This window comes from Actinomadura harenae, from assembly GCF_003696215.1.
GTDB lineage: Bacteria > Actinomycetota > Actinomycetes > Streptosporangiales > Streptosporangiaceae > Spirillospora > Spirillospora harenae.
Window position 1 is genome coordinate 51,517 of record NZ_RFFG01000007.1, and the last position, 14,898, is coordinate 66,414.

Here is a 14,898-nt window from a genome sequence, read left to right on the forward strand (position 1 = left end):
CGGAAGCCCGGAAGGGCCAAAGGGAAGCTCACGGCACTGGGGTATGGTGTAATCGGCAGCACGACTGATTCTGGTTCAGTTAGTCTAGGTTCGAGTCCTGGTACCCCAGCTGATCCCGATCTCGCGGAAGCGGGATCGGTGTCGCGCAGGCCCCCGTCGTCTAGTGGCCTAGGACGCCGCCCTCTCAAGGCGGTAACGGCGGTTCGAATCCGCTCGGGGGTACGCACACAGCAGGTGAGAGCCCTGATCGCCGCACACGCGGTCGGGGCTTCGATCTTGTCAGGGGACGTTTCGGGAAAACCCGGTCGGAGGCCCCGGCGAGATCCGCTAAGCTGAGCGAGGCCGAACGGGAGACCGCGAGGCTCAAGGCAAGATCAGGCCCCCGTCGTCTAGTGGCCTAGGACGCCGCCCTCTCAAGGCGGTAACGGCGGTTCGAATCCGCTCGGGGGTACGCGCGAAGAACGAGGCTCCGGTCATCACGACCGGGGCCTCGTTCGTTTTTCGCCGATCATCGCCTGATCATTTGATGGCGCATTTCACACCGCCTCCCACCGGGCTTCCACGTGGTTTCCACGGCCGTCCGCGGCGGCCGGGCGCCGAACCCCGGTGGGGCGGCGCGCCGGCCGCTCGGGAGGCGGTCAGAGCCGACAGGGTCAAGCCGGCCGGTCAGAGTCGGCCGGTCAGAGTCGGCCGGTCAGAGCCAGCCGGTGCGTTCGGTCGAGGCGTGGGCGCGGAGGGCCGCGAGCGACTCGTCCATCGTCAGCAGCGGGACGCGGCGCGGGCCCGACGGGGCGGTGAGCGTCCCGTCGGCGTCGACCGAGCAGGTGCGGCCATGCGTCCAGACGCCGAACATCACGCCCACCGGGCGGTGCGCCGGGCCGCGCCGCACCAGAGGCAGGACGACGTCGTCGTCGTGCCCGGGCGTGGCGATCCAGTAGATGGTCGGCATGCCGCGGCCGCGGGTGGGGCTGAGGTCCGGGTTGGCCTGCTCGGCGTCGCTGACGAGGATCTCCAGCTCCAGGTGCTCGATCGCGTCCTCGAGCAGCTCGCACACGCGCAGCTCGGGTTCGAGGGCCGAGCGCAGCGGCTCGTCGAACGCGCCGCCGTAGAGCCGGTCGAGCTCGGTGCGCGACAGGACGACGCGGGCGCGCGGACCGTCCCGGGTGACGAGTTCGGTGACGACGGCCCGGACGAAGCCGTCCACGCCGTCCCCGACGAGGCCGACGCCGGACGGGCGGGCCAGCTCGGCGGCGACCTGGACCGCGGTGCAGGCCGCCTCCGGCCGCTCGGGGCCGAACGGCACGGGCGGCAGCGGGTGGTCGTCGGCGGGCGGCGCGGCGGGCGGCGGCACGTAGGGCCGCACGAGCTCGACGCCGTGCGTGCCGTCCCGGCGCGCCGGACGCAGCGGTCCGCGCACCGCCGACGCGAGCGCGGGCAGGCTCCGCCGGTGCAACAGGACGACGCCGAGCATCACCAGGCCGGCCATCAGGATGGAGAGCATGCCGAACGACTGAGGCCGGTCGGCTTCGGGCGGCACCGCGCGGACGCGGGCGGGCGGCCTCGGCGTCCCCGGCGGTGCGCTGGGCGAGGGCGTCCCGTGCGAGGGCGTGGCCTTCGGCCGGGTGATGCCGCGGGGGAGGGAGCCGGGCGAGCGGCGGTCCGGGTCGTTCCTCGCCGGGCTCGGGTGGCGCCGCGGACGCTCCGGGAGCCGCGCGGGCGGCCTCTGGTGCGACGTGAAGAACCGGTGCCGGGCCTCGGAGTGGTGCATGTGCCGCAGCGACGGCACGCCGCGCATGGAGTCGCGCAGGACGTTCCCGAGGTCGTCGGTGCGTCCGCGCAGGAGCTCGCGGCTGAGGCTGCGGCACAGATCGGTCTGGTTGAAGAGCATGGCGGCCGCACCGGTCAGCCCGGTGCAGCCGGTTCGCGCGGGCACCGGGCGTGCCGGCGTGGACGCCTGCGCCGGTGTGGCCCCTAACGGCACGGGCGACAGCGTCAGCACCACGCCGGCCGCCAGCGCGGCGACGGATTCCCTCACAGGTGGGCACCTCCCCAGGGACGACCTGCTCGGAGGACGATGAAAGCAGCCCGCTCGGCGCGGCGTCCCGCAAGCTGACCGGCGGGTCGCGATCCGTGATCGGCCCGATACTTGTCGTTACCCATGATGTGTCCTTGCTGACGACTGGCGTACTAGTCAACTAAAGTCGTTGCCTGAGCGAAGGGGATGATGCATGGAGAACCCGGATAACGGAGCCGACGGTGAGACGAAGCCGCCGACCCCGGGTGCGATGCTCGCCGACAAGGTCGAATGGCTGATCCAGAACATGTGGCCGGCGGACGCGCCCGCGCCGCGCAACAACGTCGAGACCGCCGGTGCGATCGCGCACGCGACCGGCGAGGACATCTCGTCCACGACCGTGTGGAAACTGCGCACCGGCCGTCAGGACAACCCGCAGCTGCGCACGCTCACCGCGCTGGCGACGTTCTTCGGCGTCCCGATCGGCTACTTCGGCTTCGCGTCCGAGGCGGGCCCGATCGACGACGACCTGACGTTCAAGGCGCTGCGGCGTGAGGTGGAGGAGGGCGTGGTCCGCACCGAGGTGCTGCGCGCCCTGGTCGACCTGTCGCCGCAGTCCCGCTGGCTCGTGGACGAGATGATCCTCGCCGCCGCGAAGGCCGACGCCGAACGCGCGGCCGCGAACCGCCGCAACAGCGCACCCGTCGAGGCCGAAGAGCACGCCTGAACCGGACCGGCGGCCGTCCGGACGCGAGACGGCCGCCGGTCCCGGGAGTGGCCCGGGGGCCTGTCCGGTGCGGGGCGCTCGCGCGCGGGGGCCGTGCGGGGCACTGCGCGGGGTGGTGGTGCCGGGTGCGGAACGACCGTACGGGCCCGGGTGCGGGGTCGTCCCGCAAGGTGGAGCGCGGGGTCGTCCCGCAAGGTGGAGCGCGGGGTGCGTCCCGCAGAGTCGACGGCGGGTGGTCCCGCGGTGTCGGGTGCGGGTGCGGGTGCGGGTGCGTCCCGCAGGGCCGGGTGCGGGGCCGTCTCGCAGGGGCGAGTGCGGGTTCGGCTCGCGGAGATGAGTGCGGGGTTCCGCTGGTAGGCCGGGCGCGGAGACGGCCGTGCCGGGCCGGGTGCCGCGAGTGGGCCGGGTGCCGTGCGTGGGCGGGCGTCAGTTCAGGACGATGTGGACGCGGGCGATGTGGCGGGCGGCCTTGAGGCACGCGATGCGGTCGGCCGGGTCGAGCGTGTGGGCCGTCGCGGCGACGAGGGCCGAGGTGAGCTGGAGGCAGAAGCGGCGCAGGGCGTCCACGGTCTCGCGGGTGCCGCGGCCCTCCTGCGGGCAGCCGGCGTCGGGGGCCTGGACGGTCGGCGCGGCGGACAGCGCGGACCAGGCGCGGCCGGCCTCGGTGAGGGCGGCGTCGAGACCGGGGCGGACGGGGCCGTGGGACGGGTCGGCGAGCGCGGTCGCGGCGCGTTCGACCAGCTCGAGGCCCTGGATGGCGGCGGCGAGCAGGCCCGGCAGGGTCTCGGCGGCGCGGAGGCGCCCCGCGGCGTAGGCGATGTGGTCGTGCATGGAAACCCCCGTTGGCCGAATCTGACGTCAGCATGTTCTGTAACTTTAAGTTGCTGACGGGTTTAGTGTGGGACGGGGAGGGGGTTCCGGTCAATCAATGTTGCCGCGTGTCGCGACTGTCGATCAAAGTAGTCCGTGCTCGGCAGCCAGGTCGAACGCCGCGGCGGACGCCGGAGCCAGCAGCGCCCGGTCCTCACGGCCGACGAAGCGGAACTCGTCCACCTCGCCCGCCGCGGTGATCTCGCCGTAGTGGCCCGAGGTGAAGCACGCCATCCGGACGTGCGAGTAACGCGGCTGGTCGTGCGCGGCGGCCCGGATGACGCCGAGCTTCTGGAAGGACGCCTCGTCCAGCTCCAGGCCGATCTCCTCGTGGACCTCGCGGGTGATCGCCGTCCAGTCGTCCTCGCCGGGCTCGCGCTTGCCGCCGGGCAGGTAGAGCAGGTCCCGGCCGCGCGAACGGACGGCCAGAAGCCGCCCGTCCGCGACGTGAAGCCAGGCGACGACGTCGAGATCCATGTCCCGATTCTCCCAGTTCACGTGAGCCGCCGGACCGTCGGAGACCCCGCCGTCAGAGGCTGAGTCGTCGTGCCGTCAGCGGCCGAGTCGTCGCTCCGTCAGAGACGGCGGGACGCGAGGACGCGCTGCAGGAACTCGCGGGTGCGCGGCTCCCGCGGCTCGCTGAAGATCTGCTCGGCCGGGCCGCGCTCCAGCAGGACGCCGTCGCTGAGGAAGCAGACGGTGTCGGCGATGTCCCGGGCGAACCCCATCTCGTGGGTCGCCAGGATCATCGTCATGCCCTGCTCCTTGAGCTCCCGGATGATGCCCATGACCTCGGTGACCAGCTCGGGGTCGAGCGCGGAGGTCACCTCGTCCAGGAGCAGCAGGCTCGGGTCGCAGGCCATCGCGCGGATGATCGCGACCCGCTGCTGCTGTCCGCCCGACAGCCGGTCCGGGTACTCCGACGCCTTGTCGGCGAGGCCGAAGCGGTCGAGCAGCTCGCGCGCCCGCTCCTCCGCGTCACGCCGTCCGCGCTTGTGCACGCGGACGGGCGCGAGGGTGATGTTGTCCAGCACCGACATGTGCGGGAACAGGTTGTACGACTGGAAGACCATGCCGATCTTCTTGCGCACCCCGTCCGGGTCGGTGCCGGGCGCGGTGATCTCGTCCCCGCCGAGGACGATCGCGCCGTCGTCGACGTCCTCCAGCAGGTTCACGCAGCGCAGCAGCGTGGACTTGCCCGAGCCGGACGCGCCGATCAGGCAGACGACCTCGTGGGCGTCCACCTTGAGGTCGACGCCGCGGAGCACCGGGTGCGCGTGGTAGGTCTTCCAGAGGCCCTCGATCTCCAGCAGCGGACGGCTCATCACTTGCCTCCGGGGGCGCGGCGCCGCTCGGCGCGGACCGCGAGGTGGTCGGTGAACCGGGCCATCGGCACCGTCAGCGCGATGAAGAGCACGGCGGCGGCGAGGTAGGGCGTGTAGTTGAAGGTGTCGGCCGAGTGGATCTGCGCCTGCCGCAGCGCCTCGAGCGGGCCGAGCACCGCGACGAGCGCGGTGTCCTTCTGCAGCGAGGCGAAGTCGTTCAGCAGCGGCGGGACGACCCGGCGGACGGCCTGCGGCAGCACCACGAACCGCAGCGCCTGCGCCTGGGACAGGGCGAGCGACCGGGCGGCGGCGCGCTGGCTCGGGTGGATCGAGTCGATCCCGGCCCGGAACACCTCCGCGACGTACGCGCCGTAGGACAGGACGAGCGCCAGCCCGCCCAGCACGGCCGGGTCGCTCGGCAGGCCCTCCAGCTTCAGCGCGGGCAGCCCGAACCCGACCAGGTACACCAGCAGGATCGTCGGGATGCCGCGGAACACGTCGGTGTAGGCGACCGCGAGCATCCGCACCGGGAAGAACAGCGGGCTGCGCAGGCCGCGCGCGAGCGCCACCAGGAGGCCGAGCACGAGGATGACCGGCTCGGCGATCAGGAAGATCTTGACGTTCAGCCAGAAGCCGCTGAGGACGTCCGGGAACGCCTCGGAGAACTGGCCCCAGTTGAAGAACGTCTCGTGGACGCGGGGCCAGCCCGGGGAGGACAGCACGACGACCGCCACGACCGCGACGCACAGGATCGTGGAGGCCGCGGCGATCGATCCGCTGCGGATGCCGGCGCGGCGCTGGGCGTGTTCGCGGGCGAGCTGCCGCTCGCTCTTCACCCAGGTGTCGGCGGGGGCGCTCACCGGCCCGCCCCTCGGAGGCCGGAGGCCGCCGCCACACGGGCGGCGGCCGTCGTCTGGGAGGTCACCGGCGGCGTCACTTCAGGACGGGCGCGCCCGCGGAGGCGGTCAGCCACTGCTGCTGGAGCTTGGCCAGGTCGCCGGAGGACTTCAGGTCGCCGATCGCGCGGTTCAGGCAGCCGACGAGCGAGTTGCCCTGCTGGAGCAGCAGGCCGAAGTGCTCGTTGGCGCCCGCGCTCTGCGGCAGCTGGCCGACGATCTTGGAGTCCTCCACCTGGGCGGCGGTGACGTAGAACGCGGTCGGCAGGTCCACGACGAGCGCGTCCACCTGCTTGTTCTTCAGCGCGTTCACGGCGTCGATCTGGGTGTTGAACACCTTGGGCTGGCTGCCCGGCTTGATCTGGTCGCGGACCGCGGCGAGCGCGGTCGTGCCGACCTGGACGGCGATCTTGGCGTCCTTGAGCTCCGCGACCTGGGTGACGCCGGCGAACTTGCCGTTCTTCAGGGTCACCACGCCCTGCTGGACGTCGTAGTAGCCGTCGGAGAAGGTCACGGCCTTCTCGCGGGCCGGGGTGGCCGAGATCTGGTTGATGTCGAAGTCGAACTTCTTCACGCCGGGCGCGAAGGACGAGTCGAACGACTCGGTGACCCACTTGACCTCGTTCTTGGCGAAGCCGAGCTTCTCCGCGACCGCGTAGGCGACGGCGCTCTCGTAGCCCTGCCCGTTGGTCGGGTCGTCCTTCTTGAACCAGGGCTCGAAGGCGGGTTTGTCGGTCGCGACCGTGAGCTGGCCGGGCTTCGTCAGCTTCAGCTTGTCCTTGGTGCAGGACGCCGCGGACGCCGGGGTCTTGTCGGAGGTGGTGTCCTCCTTCTGCGGTGCGCAGGCCGTCGCGGCGACGGTGAGCGCGGCCAGCCCCGCGAGGACGGTCAGCAAGGGACGACGGGCCAAGGCGTGCCTCCAGCGATACGACGGATCGGTTACGACGGAATCGAGTGCGGCGGGCGTGGTGTTGCGGGTGAGGTGTTGTGGGAGCCGGTACGGGCGCGGGCGCGGGGCCCGGCCCGGGATCAGGAGGCTCTGGTGACGGTCAGGGCCATGCCGTCGGCGAGGCCGAAGCGTCCTGCGGCGGAGCCCTGGTTGACGGCGAGTCCGAGCCGTCCGGACGAGTCGACCCAGACCAGCGGGTCGCCCACGGCGACCTTTCCGAAGGTCTCCTCGAACGGGACCCGGGCGGTGCCGCCGTCCCAGGACAGCTCCAGGCCCGTGCCGAACGGCAGCTCGCCGAACGCGGCGGCCAGCTCGGCGGGCTCGGCGCCGAGGACGAGGCTGCCGAACTGGTCGGTGTAGAGGACGGACGCGGTGAGCGAGCCGTCCGCGACGACGGGGGCGGGCAGGTCCAGGGGGAGGAGCGCGTCCGCGGCGGGGCCGAGGTCGGTGATCGGGACGCCCGCCAGCAGGTGGCCCGCCGCGGGGGCGAAGATGTCGCGGCCGTGGAACGTGGTGGAGATCGCGGGCTGCCGGTAGGCGGGGTTCTCCAGGTGGTGGGCGGCGGTGACGCCGCCGAGCGCCTCGGCGGCGGGGACCAGGAGGCCGTTGTCCGGGCCGACGAGGACGTCGCCGCGTCCGGTCGCGACCGCCACGGGACGGCGCGGGGTGCCGACGCCCGGGTCGATGATCCCGACGTGCACGCCGACCGGGAGGTAGGGCAGCGCCTGCCGCAGCAGCATCGCGCCCTCGACGATCCGGTAGGGCGTGACCTCGTCGCTGAGCACGAGCACGTTGGCCTGGGGCGCGATCGCGTACATGACGCCCGCACAGGTGCCGCTGTAGGCGGCGCCGAAGTCGGTGGTGAGGCTGGCGAACGGGCGGGACTCGGACACGGGCGTACCTAACGCGAGCTGCGGTTATCACGGAAAGTGACGCCTGAGGGTACCAAGCCGCCCGGAATTTCACACATTCGCGGTGGGGTACGTGGCGCTCCGTGCCGGGACGCATAGCGCTCCGTGCCGGGACGGACGGGTGCTCCGTGCCGGGCGGGCGGCCGTATGCTGCGGCGATGCGCGCCGACGCCCTGGACCCCGTACTGCTGCGGACGTTCGCGTCCGTGGCCGAGCTGGGCTCGTTCACGGCCGCGGCCGGAGCGCTCGGCTATACCCAGTCGGCGGTGTCGCGGCAGGTCAGGGCGTTGGAGGAGGCGTGCGGCGTCGAGCTGTTCGCGCGCGGCGCCCGGGGCGTCCGGACGACCCCGGCGGGGGAGTACCTGCTGCCGCACGCGCGGGCCCTGCTGGAGCGGTACGCCGACGCCGCGCGTGCCCTGGAGGGCCTGCGCCGGGTGGACGCCGGGACGCTGCGCCTCGGGGCGTTCTCCACGGCGAACGCCGTGCTGGTCCCGCGGGCCCTGGGCCGGTTCGGGGAGCGGCATCCGGGTGTGGAGATCAGGTTGCGGGAGGGCCTGACCGAGCGGCTGCTTCCCGCGCTGGACGCCGGGGAGCTCGATCTCGCCGTGGTCAGCACCCACAAGCAGAGCGAGATCGCGTCCGCGGACCTGGTCGTCCTCGGGGCGGACCCGCTGCTGGTGGCGCTGCCGCCGGGGCACCGGCTGGCGCGGGAGCGGTCCGTCCCGCTGGCCGGGCTGGCGGACGAGTCGTGGATCGTCGCCGACGACGAGGCCGCCGTCGCGGCCCTGCACGCCCGCTGCGCCCCCGCCGGGTTCGTCCCGCGGACGCCGCTGCGGGTGGCGGAGTGGACGTCGAAGCTCGGCCTGGTCGCGGCCGGGTTCGGGGTGACGTTCGTGCCCGCGCTCGCGGTCGGGGGCGTCCGCGACGACGTGGCGCTGAGGCCCCTGTCGGTCGCGGACGCCCAGGCCCGGCCCCTGCGGACCGTGTACGCGGCGGTCGCCCGGCACGCCCGCCGCGCCCCGGCGGTCACGGCGTTCCTGGACGATCTTCGCGCCGTGTCCGCCGACCTGCTCGCCTAACCCGCGGGGGCGGGCGGGGCGGCGATGACCTCGACCTCCAGCAGGGCGTCCGGGTGGAAGAGGCGGGCCACCTCCACGGTCGTGCTGGTCGGCGGCTCCTTGGGGAAGTAGCGGCTACGGATCTCGCCGTACTCGCGGAGGCGGGACAGGTCGGTCGCGAACGTCCGGATGTTGACCACGTCGGCGAAGGTCGCGCCGTGCGCGGCGAGCAGCCGCTCGATGATCGACATGATCACCTCGGACTGGCGGGTCATGTCGCCGGGGCGGTCGATCTCGCCGTCCTCGCCGAACGCGACCTGGCCGGACAGGAACAGCAGCGGCCCGGACGTCACGTGCGCGACGTGCGAGTAGTAGCCGTTGGTCGCCGGGACAGTGGGCGGATTATCGATCGTGACGCGCATCAGAAGATCTCCTCGCCGGGGACGAGCGTGGTGATGTCGGCGCCGCCGAGGCCGCGGGCGACGGCGGCGGCGGTGTGGACGCGGGCGGCGCTGAGGACGGGGGCGTCCGGGCCGAGGACGGAGAGGACGAGGCCGAGGTCCTTGTCGGCGAGCCCGGCGGTGAAGGTGACGGGCGCGTCCGGGCGGCGGGCGAGGGTCCGCCCGGCCTGGGGGAGCGCGCGTCCGAGCAGGTCGAGCGAGGTGTCCCGGTCCAGGCCGAGGCGCGCGGCGAGCTCCACGGACTCGGCGAGCGCGCCGAACGCGGCCACGAGCCCGGCGTTCACGACGAGCTTCGCCGCCGCGCCCTGCCCGGACGGCCCGACGTGCCGGACGGTCCCGAGGACGCCGAGGACCTTCGCGGCCCGTTCGACGTCGGCGTCCGTCCCGCCCGCGACGATGACCAGTTCACCGGCCTCGGCGTGCGGGACGCTGCCCAGCACCGGCGCGTCGACCAGCGCGACGCCGTCCGGCAGCAGCGCGCGCAGTGCCCGGACGGCGTCCGGGCCGATCGTGGACATCTCGGCGACCAGCGTCCCGGACGCGATCCCGGCGCGGCCGAGGACGTCGTGGACGGCCTCGGCGTCGGTGAACATGGTGATCACGAGGTCGCTTCCGGCGACGGCCTCGGCGGGGGTGGCGGCGATCACCGCGCCCCGCTCGGCCAGCGGCGCGGCGCGCTCGGGGGTGCGGTTCCAGACGGTCAGTTCGTGGCCGGCTGCGAGCAGCCGTCCGGCCATGGGGGCGCCCATGCGCCCCAGGCCCAGAAAGGCGATACGTGTCATAACGGGATCGACGCTAGGCGCCGCCGAGTCATACCACCAGCGAAGATCTCACATGGGAGCCATGCGTGAAACGCATGCCTTGTCCAGTGCAAGGTTCAGTGCAGGGCGAACACGATGCCCACGACGCCGAGCAGGACGGTCACGCCCGTGAGCAGGAGGACGGACGCGGGATCGGCGACCGGACGGCCCTCGCGCAGCCGCCGTCCGCGCCCCCGGCGCTTGCGGCGCGTCCGGTGGACGTGCAGCGCGGCCAGCCCGGACACCGCGACGGCCGCGAGCGCCGCGCCCAGGTCGTCCGGGGCGAGCCGGACGCACAGCAGGCCGGCGCCCATGAACGCCGCGGTCGTCCGCGTCCAGGCGAGGGAGGTGCGCTCGGGCTGGGCGCCCGGATCCCAGAGCGCGCGGGACGGCTCGCCGCCCGCCGCCGTGCGGCCGCGCCGGGCGGGGCGGGTGCGGAGGTCCGGGCCGGTCACCGGGTGGCGAGGAGGGCGACCAGGACGACGACGGCCGCGGCGGCGAGCCCGTAGGACATCAGGGGCGCGAGGACGAGGGGCGGGAGCGTCTTGTTGAGCCGCAGCGCGCGCTCGGTGCGCAGCCAGCGGCGGAACGCCATCGCCGCGACCAGGGCGCCGACGGCCGCGAACGCCGCGGCGAGGCCCTGCCGGAGCGGGGTGGCGAGCAGGTGCCCGCTCAGCGCGAGCCCGACGCCGCCCGCGATCAGGGCGAGCGCGGTGCGGATCCAGGCCAGGAAGGTGCGCTCGTTGGCGAGGGTGAACCGGGGGTCCGGGTCGCTGCCCTCGGCGAGCAGGCGCTCGGTCCAGCGGGACGGCTGGTCGGGGGTGTCCTGGGCGCTCATCGGCCGCTCACTTCGCCTCTTTCGATCCGGGGAATTCACATATTACGTCCCGGAAGGTGGCGAGAATTCCGACTCGATATACGGGAAAAGTGTCGAAGTGCTCTGCGCCACATCGAAATCGATCCCGCTCAGCCGCAGGTCGGCGTCCGTGCGTATTCGATCAATGAGGGGAGGCGGGGCGCCGGAAAAGGAATCCGCTCAGGAGCTCCGCGCGGTGAAGCGGCGGGCGGAGGCGTCCTCCTGCGCGAGCCGGTGCAGGGCGGTGAGGACCTGCTCGTAGATCACGGTCGAGGCGAGCATCGCGTGGACGGTCAGGGTGCGCGGGTTGTCGAGCGCGACCCGGTTGATCTCGTGCTCGGCGACCGAGGTCGCGGCGGCGAGGTAGGGGCGCAGGTCGGTGAGGGTGACCGGGAAGCCGAGCCGGCGCAGCGCGACGAAGGTCTGCGCGAGCAGCGCGCGGGCGGGGGCGTGGTCGCCGACCTCCCAGCCGAGCTCGCGGACGAGCATGTCCACGTCCTCGCGGGCGGCCCGCCAGTGCGGGTCGTTCGGCGGGACGATGTGCGGGCCGAGCGCGTACTGGGTGGTGCCGAACAGCTCGTGCAGGCCGACCGACTCGTCCTCCATGGAGGAGACGATCTTCTTGATGGACGCCACGGGCAGGTCGCCGACCTCGCGCAGCGCGCGGATCAGCCGGAGCCGTTCCAGGTGCCGCTGGTCGTAGTCGGCGCGGGTCACGGTGGTGGAGGTGCCCTTCGGCATCAGGCCCTCGCGGATGTAGAACTTGATCGTCTGAACGGTCAGCCCGCTGCGGTCGCTGAGTTCGGAGATCTGCACCCGTCCACGCCCCTCGCCTTGATGCCTGCCGAGTCTGGATATCGCCACTATCCAGCAGGAGGGGCATTGAATACCGGCACTATCCAACAAACGGCGGCGCCGTCCCGGCATGCCGGGACGGCACAACCTGACAAACCTCGCTTATCGCCGTCCAGTGTCGTCACACGCTCAACCGGAGGTCGGCGACCGAGCGGCCGACGCGCACCGCGCACGACGCGGGAAGCCTTGCGTCCAGGGCGATCCGGACGGTCGCGGACGCCCCGGGAGCGGCCTCGGCGACCGCGAAGCCCGCCAGCCGGACCGGCACGTCCTCCGCCTCAGCCTCAGCCTCCGCCTCCGGGTAGGCGTACGCCTGGACGACCTCCCGTCCGGCCCGGTCCCCGGTGTTCCGCACGGTCGCCTCGACGACGCCGTCCACGATCTCGGCGTCCACGTACTCCCAGGTCGTGTAGCCGAGGCCGTGCCCGAACGGGTAGGCGACGTCGTCCGCCGGATAGTGCCGGTAGCCGATCGCCCCGCCCTCGGCGTAGGCGAGCACGCCGTCCACAGGGACGGGGGACAGGACGTTGTCCTCGGACGCAGGAAAGGTGGTCGGAAGACGTCCTCCCGGCTCGGACGCGCCGGTCAGGACGTCCGCGATCGCGTCGCCGCCCTCCTGGCCCGGCAGCCACGCCCACAGGACCGCCGCGACCTCGTCCCGCCACGGCATCAGGACCGGAGCCCCGGCGTTCACGACCACGACGGTGCGCGGGTTCGCGGCGGCGACGGCCGAGACCAGCTCGTCCTGGCGTCCCGGGAGGGCGAGGGTGGCCCGGTCGAAGCCCTCGGACTCCACGTCGTCGTTCGTGCCGACGACCACGATCGCCACGTCCGCCTCGCGCGCTGCGGCGACGGACGCCGCCAGCTCCTCGTCCTCGGGGAGGCGCGGGGCCAGATGGCCGAGGCCGAGGGACGCGATGCCGAACAGTCCCGCGCCGCTCAGCGCGTGCTCCACCCGGACCGGGATCGTCGCGCCCGCGTCGAGCGCCACCTCGACGCGGTGCTCCGGCGGCGCGAGCAGCCCGCCGAGCGGATCGTCGCTCGCCATCTCCAGCGTGACCTGGGCGACGGTGTCACCGACCGTCACGCGGAAGTCGCCGAGGCCCTGGGCGGCGAAGGCGTGCACTCCGGACGTGGCGGCCGTGACGTCCGCGGCGACCGTGATCGTCGTCGTGCCGTCCGGGACGCCGTCGAGGAACAGGAAGCCCGCGGCCCGCCGGTTCTCCGAGCGGAGCACGGCACCGCCCGCGTCCAGGAAGGCCAGCCGGACGCCGCGCTCGCCCGACTCGGGGTCGGTGGCCAGATCCATCGGCAGGCCCGCGAAGCGCCGGTGCGGGTAGACGCCCGCGTGGACCTCGATCTCCGCGTCCTCGCCCAGGACGCGGCGCAGCCCTTCCAGGGGCGTGACCACGTGCTCGGCGTTGACGTGCGCGGATCCGCCGCCCTGCGCGCCGAACCGCACCGCGTTCGGGCCGATCAGCGCGACCCTGCCCGGCGCGTCCAGAGGAAGGACGCCGCCCTCGTCGTGCAGCAGGACCATCCCGCGCGCGGCCAGGTCCCGCAGCTGGTCGCGCGCGTCGGACGGCGTCGTCACCGGCGCGGGCCCGGGGAATCCGTCGAGCACGCCGACGCGCGCCGCGAGCCGCAGGACCCGCAGCACCTTGTCGTCGACCAGCTCCTCGGCGACCTCGCCCGCCCGGACGGCCGCGACGAGCCTGTCCCGCCAGTGGTTCAGGGGGCCGGGCAGGCCGGGCATCTCCACGTCCATGCCCGCGTTCGCGGACGCCGCCGTCGAGCGGATCGCCGTCCAGTCCGACACGACGACGCCGTCGAACCCCCACCTCCCCTTCAGGACGCCCGTGAGCAGCGGCCCGTTCTCGGTCATCGAGAGGCCGTTGACCTTGTTGTAGGCGGCCATGACCGCCCACGCCCCGGCCTTCACGGCCTCCTCGAACGGCCGCAGGTAGAGATCGTCCAGGGTGGCCGCGTCGATGATCGCGTCATAGGACGTCCGCGCGGTCTCCGAGTCGTTGCCGACGAAGTGCTTCACGGCCGCCGCGACTCCCGCCGACTGGACGCCGCGGACGAAGGCCGCGCCGATGCGGGAGACGAGCAGCGGGTCCTCGGAGTGGTTCTCGAAGTGCCGGCCGCCGAGCGGCGTCCGGTGCAGGTTGATCGTCGGCGCGAGCTGCACGTGAACGCCCTTGTCCCGGGCCTGCGCGCCGTTCAGCCGTCCGGCCCGCTCGGCGCACGTCACGTCCCAGGTCGCGGCGAGGGCGGTGACGGAGGGGAACAGCAGGCTCGGGTCCCGCTCGTCCCAGGCGGTGCCGCGCACGCCGGACGGGCCGTCGGACATGACCGTCCGGCGCAGGCCGATCCTCGGGATCGGGGGCAGCGTCCAGAAGTCGGCGCCGGTCAGCAGCCCGGCCTTCTCCTCGAGGGTGAGCTCGGCGAGACGCGCCCGCAGCGCGCCGTCCCTGTCGTCCTTGCCGTCTATGTCGTCCCTGTCGTCCATCGGACCTCCTGTGACGTCGACCACCTTCCCGGACCCTACGGCCGCCGCCGGGCGTATCCCGTGCCCGAGTCGCACGCCACGCGGATCACCGGGATCATGGGTGGCCCGCCGCCCCCCGACCGGAAGGACCGTCCATGACCAGCGACGACCGTGTGGCCCCGCCGATCACCGGGAACGAGCGCGACACCCTGCGGGCCAACCTCGACTACCACCGCGCGACCCTGGCGATGAAGTGCGAGGGCCTCACCGACGAGCAGCTGCGGCGGACCTCGATGCCGCCCTCGGCGCTCTCCCTGCTCGCGCTCGTCCGGCACATGGCGGAGGTCGAGCGCGCCTGGTTCCGCCGGGTCTTCGAGGACGCGGACGCGCCGATGGTCTGGTCCGGCGAGATGTTCGACTTCCAGGCGGCCTACGACGCGAGCAGGGGCACCGTCTCCGAGGCGTTCACGGCCTGGCGGGACGAGGTGGAGACCTCGCGCCGGGTCGAGCGCGAGGCCGGGTCCCTGGACGTGATCGGCCACCAGCCGCGCTGGGAGAAGGACGTCTCCCTGCGCTTCGCGGTGGTGCACGTCCTGCTGGAGTACGCGCGGCACAACGGCCACGCCGACCTTGTCCGCGAGGGCGTCGACGGCGTCGTCGGCGCCTGAGCGCACGGAAACGC

The 14,898-nt window shown here is 73.2% G+C and carries 16 protein-coding genes and 3 tRNA genes; 6 read left to right on the top strand and 13 right to left on the bottom strand.

Going from position 1 to position 14,898, the window contains the following annotated elements:
• Positions 1 to 37 precede the first annotated feature (37 nt).
• The 3 genes from EBO15_RS05555 to EBO15_RS05565 all read left to right on the top strand — a co-directional run bounded on the left by EBO15_RS05555 (position 38) and on the right by EBO15_RS05565 (position 451).
• Positions 38 to 109: transfer RNA gene (locus EBO15_RS05555), tRNA-Gln, on the top strand.
• A 40-nt stretch (positions 110 to 149) separates the two neighbouring features.
• A tRNA-Glu gene (locus EBO15_RS05560) sits at positions 150 to 222 on the top strand.
• Positions 223 to 378: 156 nt separating this feature from the next.
• A tRNA-Glu gene (locus EBO15_RS05565) sits at positions 379 to 451 on the top strand.
• A 243-nt stretch (positions 452 to 694) separates the two neighbouring features.
• Here the strand turns inward: EBO15_RS05565 and EBO15_RS05570 are convergent.
• Positions 695 to 2,035, bottom strand: a complete 1,341-nt coding sequence (locus EBO15_RS05570) for a hypothetical protein (protein WP_122193218.1) — start codon at positions 2,033 to 2,035, stop codon at positions 695 to 697.
• Positions 2,036 to 2,228: 193 nt separating this feature from the next.
• Between EBO15_RS05570 and EBO15_RS05575 the strand changes: the two genes are divergently transcribed.
• Complete coding sequence (locus EBO15_RS05575; protein ID WP_122193219.1) at positions 2,229 to 2,741, top strand: helix-turn-helix domain-containing protein; 513 nt, start codon at positions 2,229 to 2,231, stop codon at positions 2,739 to 2,741.
• A 426-nt stretch (positions 2,742 to 3,167) separates the two neighbouring features.
• On the opposite strand, the gene EBO15_RS05580 is transcribed toward EBO15_RS05575, so the two are convergent.
• The 6 genes from EBO15_RS05580 to EBO15_RS05605 form a co-directional block, all read right to left on the bottom strand.
• On the bottom strand, positions 3,168 to 3,572 hold the full coding sequence (locus EBO15_RS05580; RefSeq protein ID WP_122193220.1) for a hypothetical protein: 405 nt from the start codon (positions 3,570 to 3,572) through the stop codon (positions 3,168 to 3,170).
• A gap of 123 nt (positions 3,573 to 3,695) precedes the next feature.
• Positions 3,696 to 4,088 (bottom strand): NUDIX hydrolase, encoded by a 393-nt coding sequence (locus tag EBO15_RS05585; RefSeq protein ID WP_122193221.1) that lies wholly within the window; start codon positions 4,086 to 4,088, stop codon positions 3,696 to 3,698.
• 98 nt (positions 4,089 to 4,186) lie between these two features.
• Positions 4,187 to 4,936 (bottom strand): amino acid ABC transporter ATP-binding protein, encoded by a 750-nt coding sequence (locus EBO15_RS05590; RefSeq protein WP_122193222.1) that lies wholly within the window; start codon positions 4,934 to 4,936, stop codon positions 4,187 to 4,189.
• Positions 4,936 to 5,796, bottom strand: a complete 861-nt coding sequence (locus tag EBO15_RS05595) for an amino acid ABC transporter permease (protein WP_122193223.1) — start codon at positions 5,794 to 5,796, stop codon at positions 4,936 to 4,938. Before EBO15_RS05595 ends, EBO15_RS05590 begins: the two co-directional genes overlap by 1 nt.
• A gap of 73 nt (positions 5,797 to 5,869) precedes the next feature.
• Entirely contained in the window at positions 5,870 to 6,742 is an 873-nt protein-coding gene (locus EBO15_RS05600) for an ABC transporter substrate-binding protein (protein ID WP_233615991.1), read from the bottom strand.
• Between the two features lie 119 nt (positions 6,743 to 6,861).
• On the bottom strand, positions 6,862 to 7,674 hold the full coding sequence (locus tag EBO15_RS05605; protein WP_122193225.1) for an SAM hydrolase/SAM-dependent halogenase family protein: 813 nt from the start codon (positions 7,672 to 7,674) through the stop codon (positions 6,862 to 6,864).
• Positions 7,675 to 7,850: 176 nt separating this feature from the next.
• Here EBO15_RS05605 and EBO15_RS05610 point away from each other — a divergent pair, with 176 nt between their 5' ends.
• A complete protein-coding gene (locus EBO15_RS05610; protein WP_122193226.1) occupies positions 7,851 to 8,771 on the top strand; it encodes a LysR family transcriptional regulator in 921 nt (306 codons plus the stop codon).
• Here EBO15_RS05610 and EBO15_RS05615 read toward each other — a convergent pair.
• The 6 genes from EBO15_RS05615 to EBO15_RS05640 form a co-directional block, all read right to left on the bottom strand.
• Positions 8,768 to 9,172, bottom strand: coding sequence for a RidA family protein (locus tag EBO15_RS05615; protein ID WP_122193227.1), 405 nt, complete (start codon positions 9,170 to 9,172; stop codon positions 8,768 to 8,770). The genes EBO15_RS05610 and EBO15_RS05615 overlap by 4 nt on opposite strands.
• Positions 9,172 to 9,993 carry an NAD(P)-dependent oxidoreductase gene (locus tag EBO15_RS05620; protein WP_122193228.1) on the bottom strand — a complete coding sequence of 274 codons (822 nt, stop codon included), beginning with the start codon at positions 9,991 to 9,993 and terminating at the stop codon, positions 9,172 to 9,174. The genes EBO15_RS05615 and EBO15_RS05620 overlap by 1 nt, the downstream gene beginning before the upstream one ends.
• Before the next feature lie 95 nt (positions 9,994 to 10,088).
• Positions 10,089 to 10,466, bottom strand: coding sequence for a DUF202 domain-containing protein (locus EBO15_RS05625; RefSeq protein ID WP_122193229.1), 378 nt, complete (start codon positions 10,464 to 10,466; stop codon positions 10,089 to 10,091).
• Positions 10,463 to 10,849, bottom strand: a complete 387-nt coding sequence (locus tag EBO15_RS05630) for a YidH family protein (RefSeq protein WP_122193230.1) — start codon at positions 10,847 to 10,849, stop codon at positions 10,463 to 10,465. The genes EBO15_RS05625 and EBO15_RS05630 overlap by 4 nt, the downstream gene beginning before the upstream one ends.
• Positions 10,850 to 11,047: 198 nt before the next feature.
• On the bottom strand, positions 11,048 to 11,683 hold the full coding sequence (locus tag EBO15_RS05635) for a MerR family transcriptional regulator (RefSeq protein ID WP_122193231.1): 636 nt from the start codon (positions 11,681 to 11,683) through the stop codon (positions 11,048 to 11,050).
• Between the two features lie 160 nt (positions 11,684 to 11,843).
• Positions 11,844 to 14,237 carry a glycoside hydrolase family 3 protein gene (locus EBO15_RS05640; RefSeq protein WP_122193232.1) on the bottom strand — a complete coding sequence of 798 codons (2,394 nt, stop codon included), beginning with the start codon at positions 14,235 to 14,237 and terminating at the stop codon, positions 11,844 to 11,846.
• A 134-nt stretch (positions 14,238 to 14,371) separates the two neighbouring features.
• On the opposite strand from EBO15_RS05640, the gene EBO15_RS05645 reads away from it, so the two are divergent.
• Complete coding sequence (locus EBO15_RS05645; protein ID WP_122193233.1) at positions 14,372 to 14,884, top strand: DinB family protein; 513 nt, start codon at positions 14,372 to 14,374, stop codon at positions 14,882 to 14,884.
• Positions 14,885 to 14,898 lie beyond the last annotated feature (14 nt).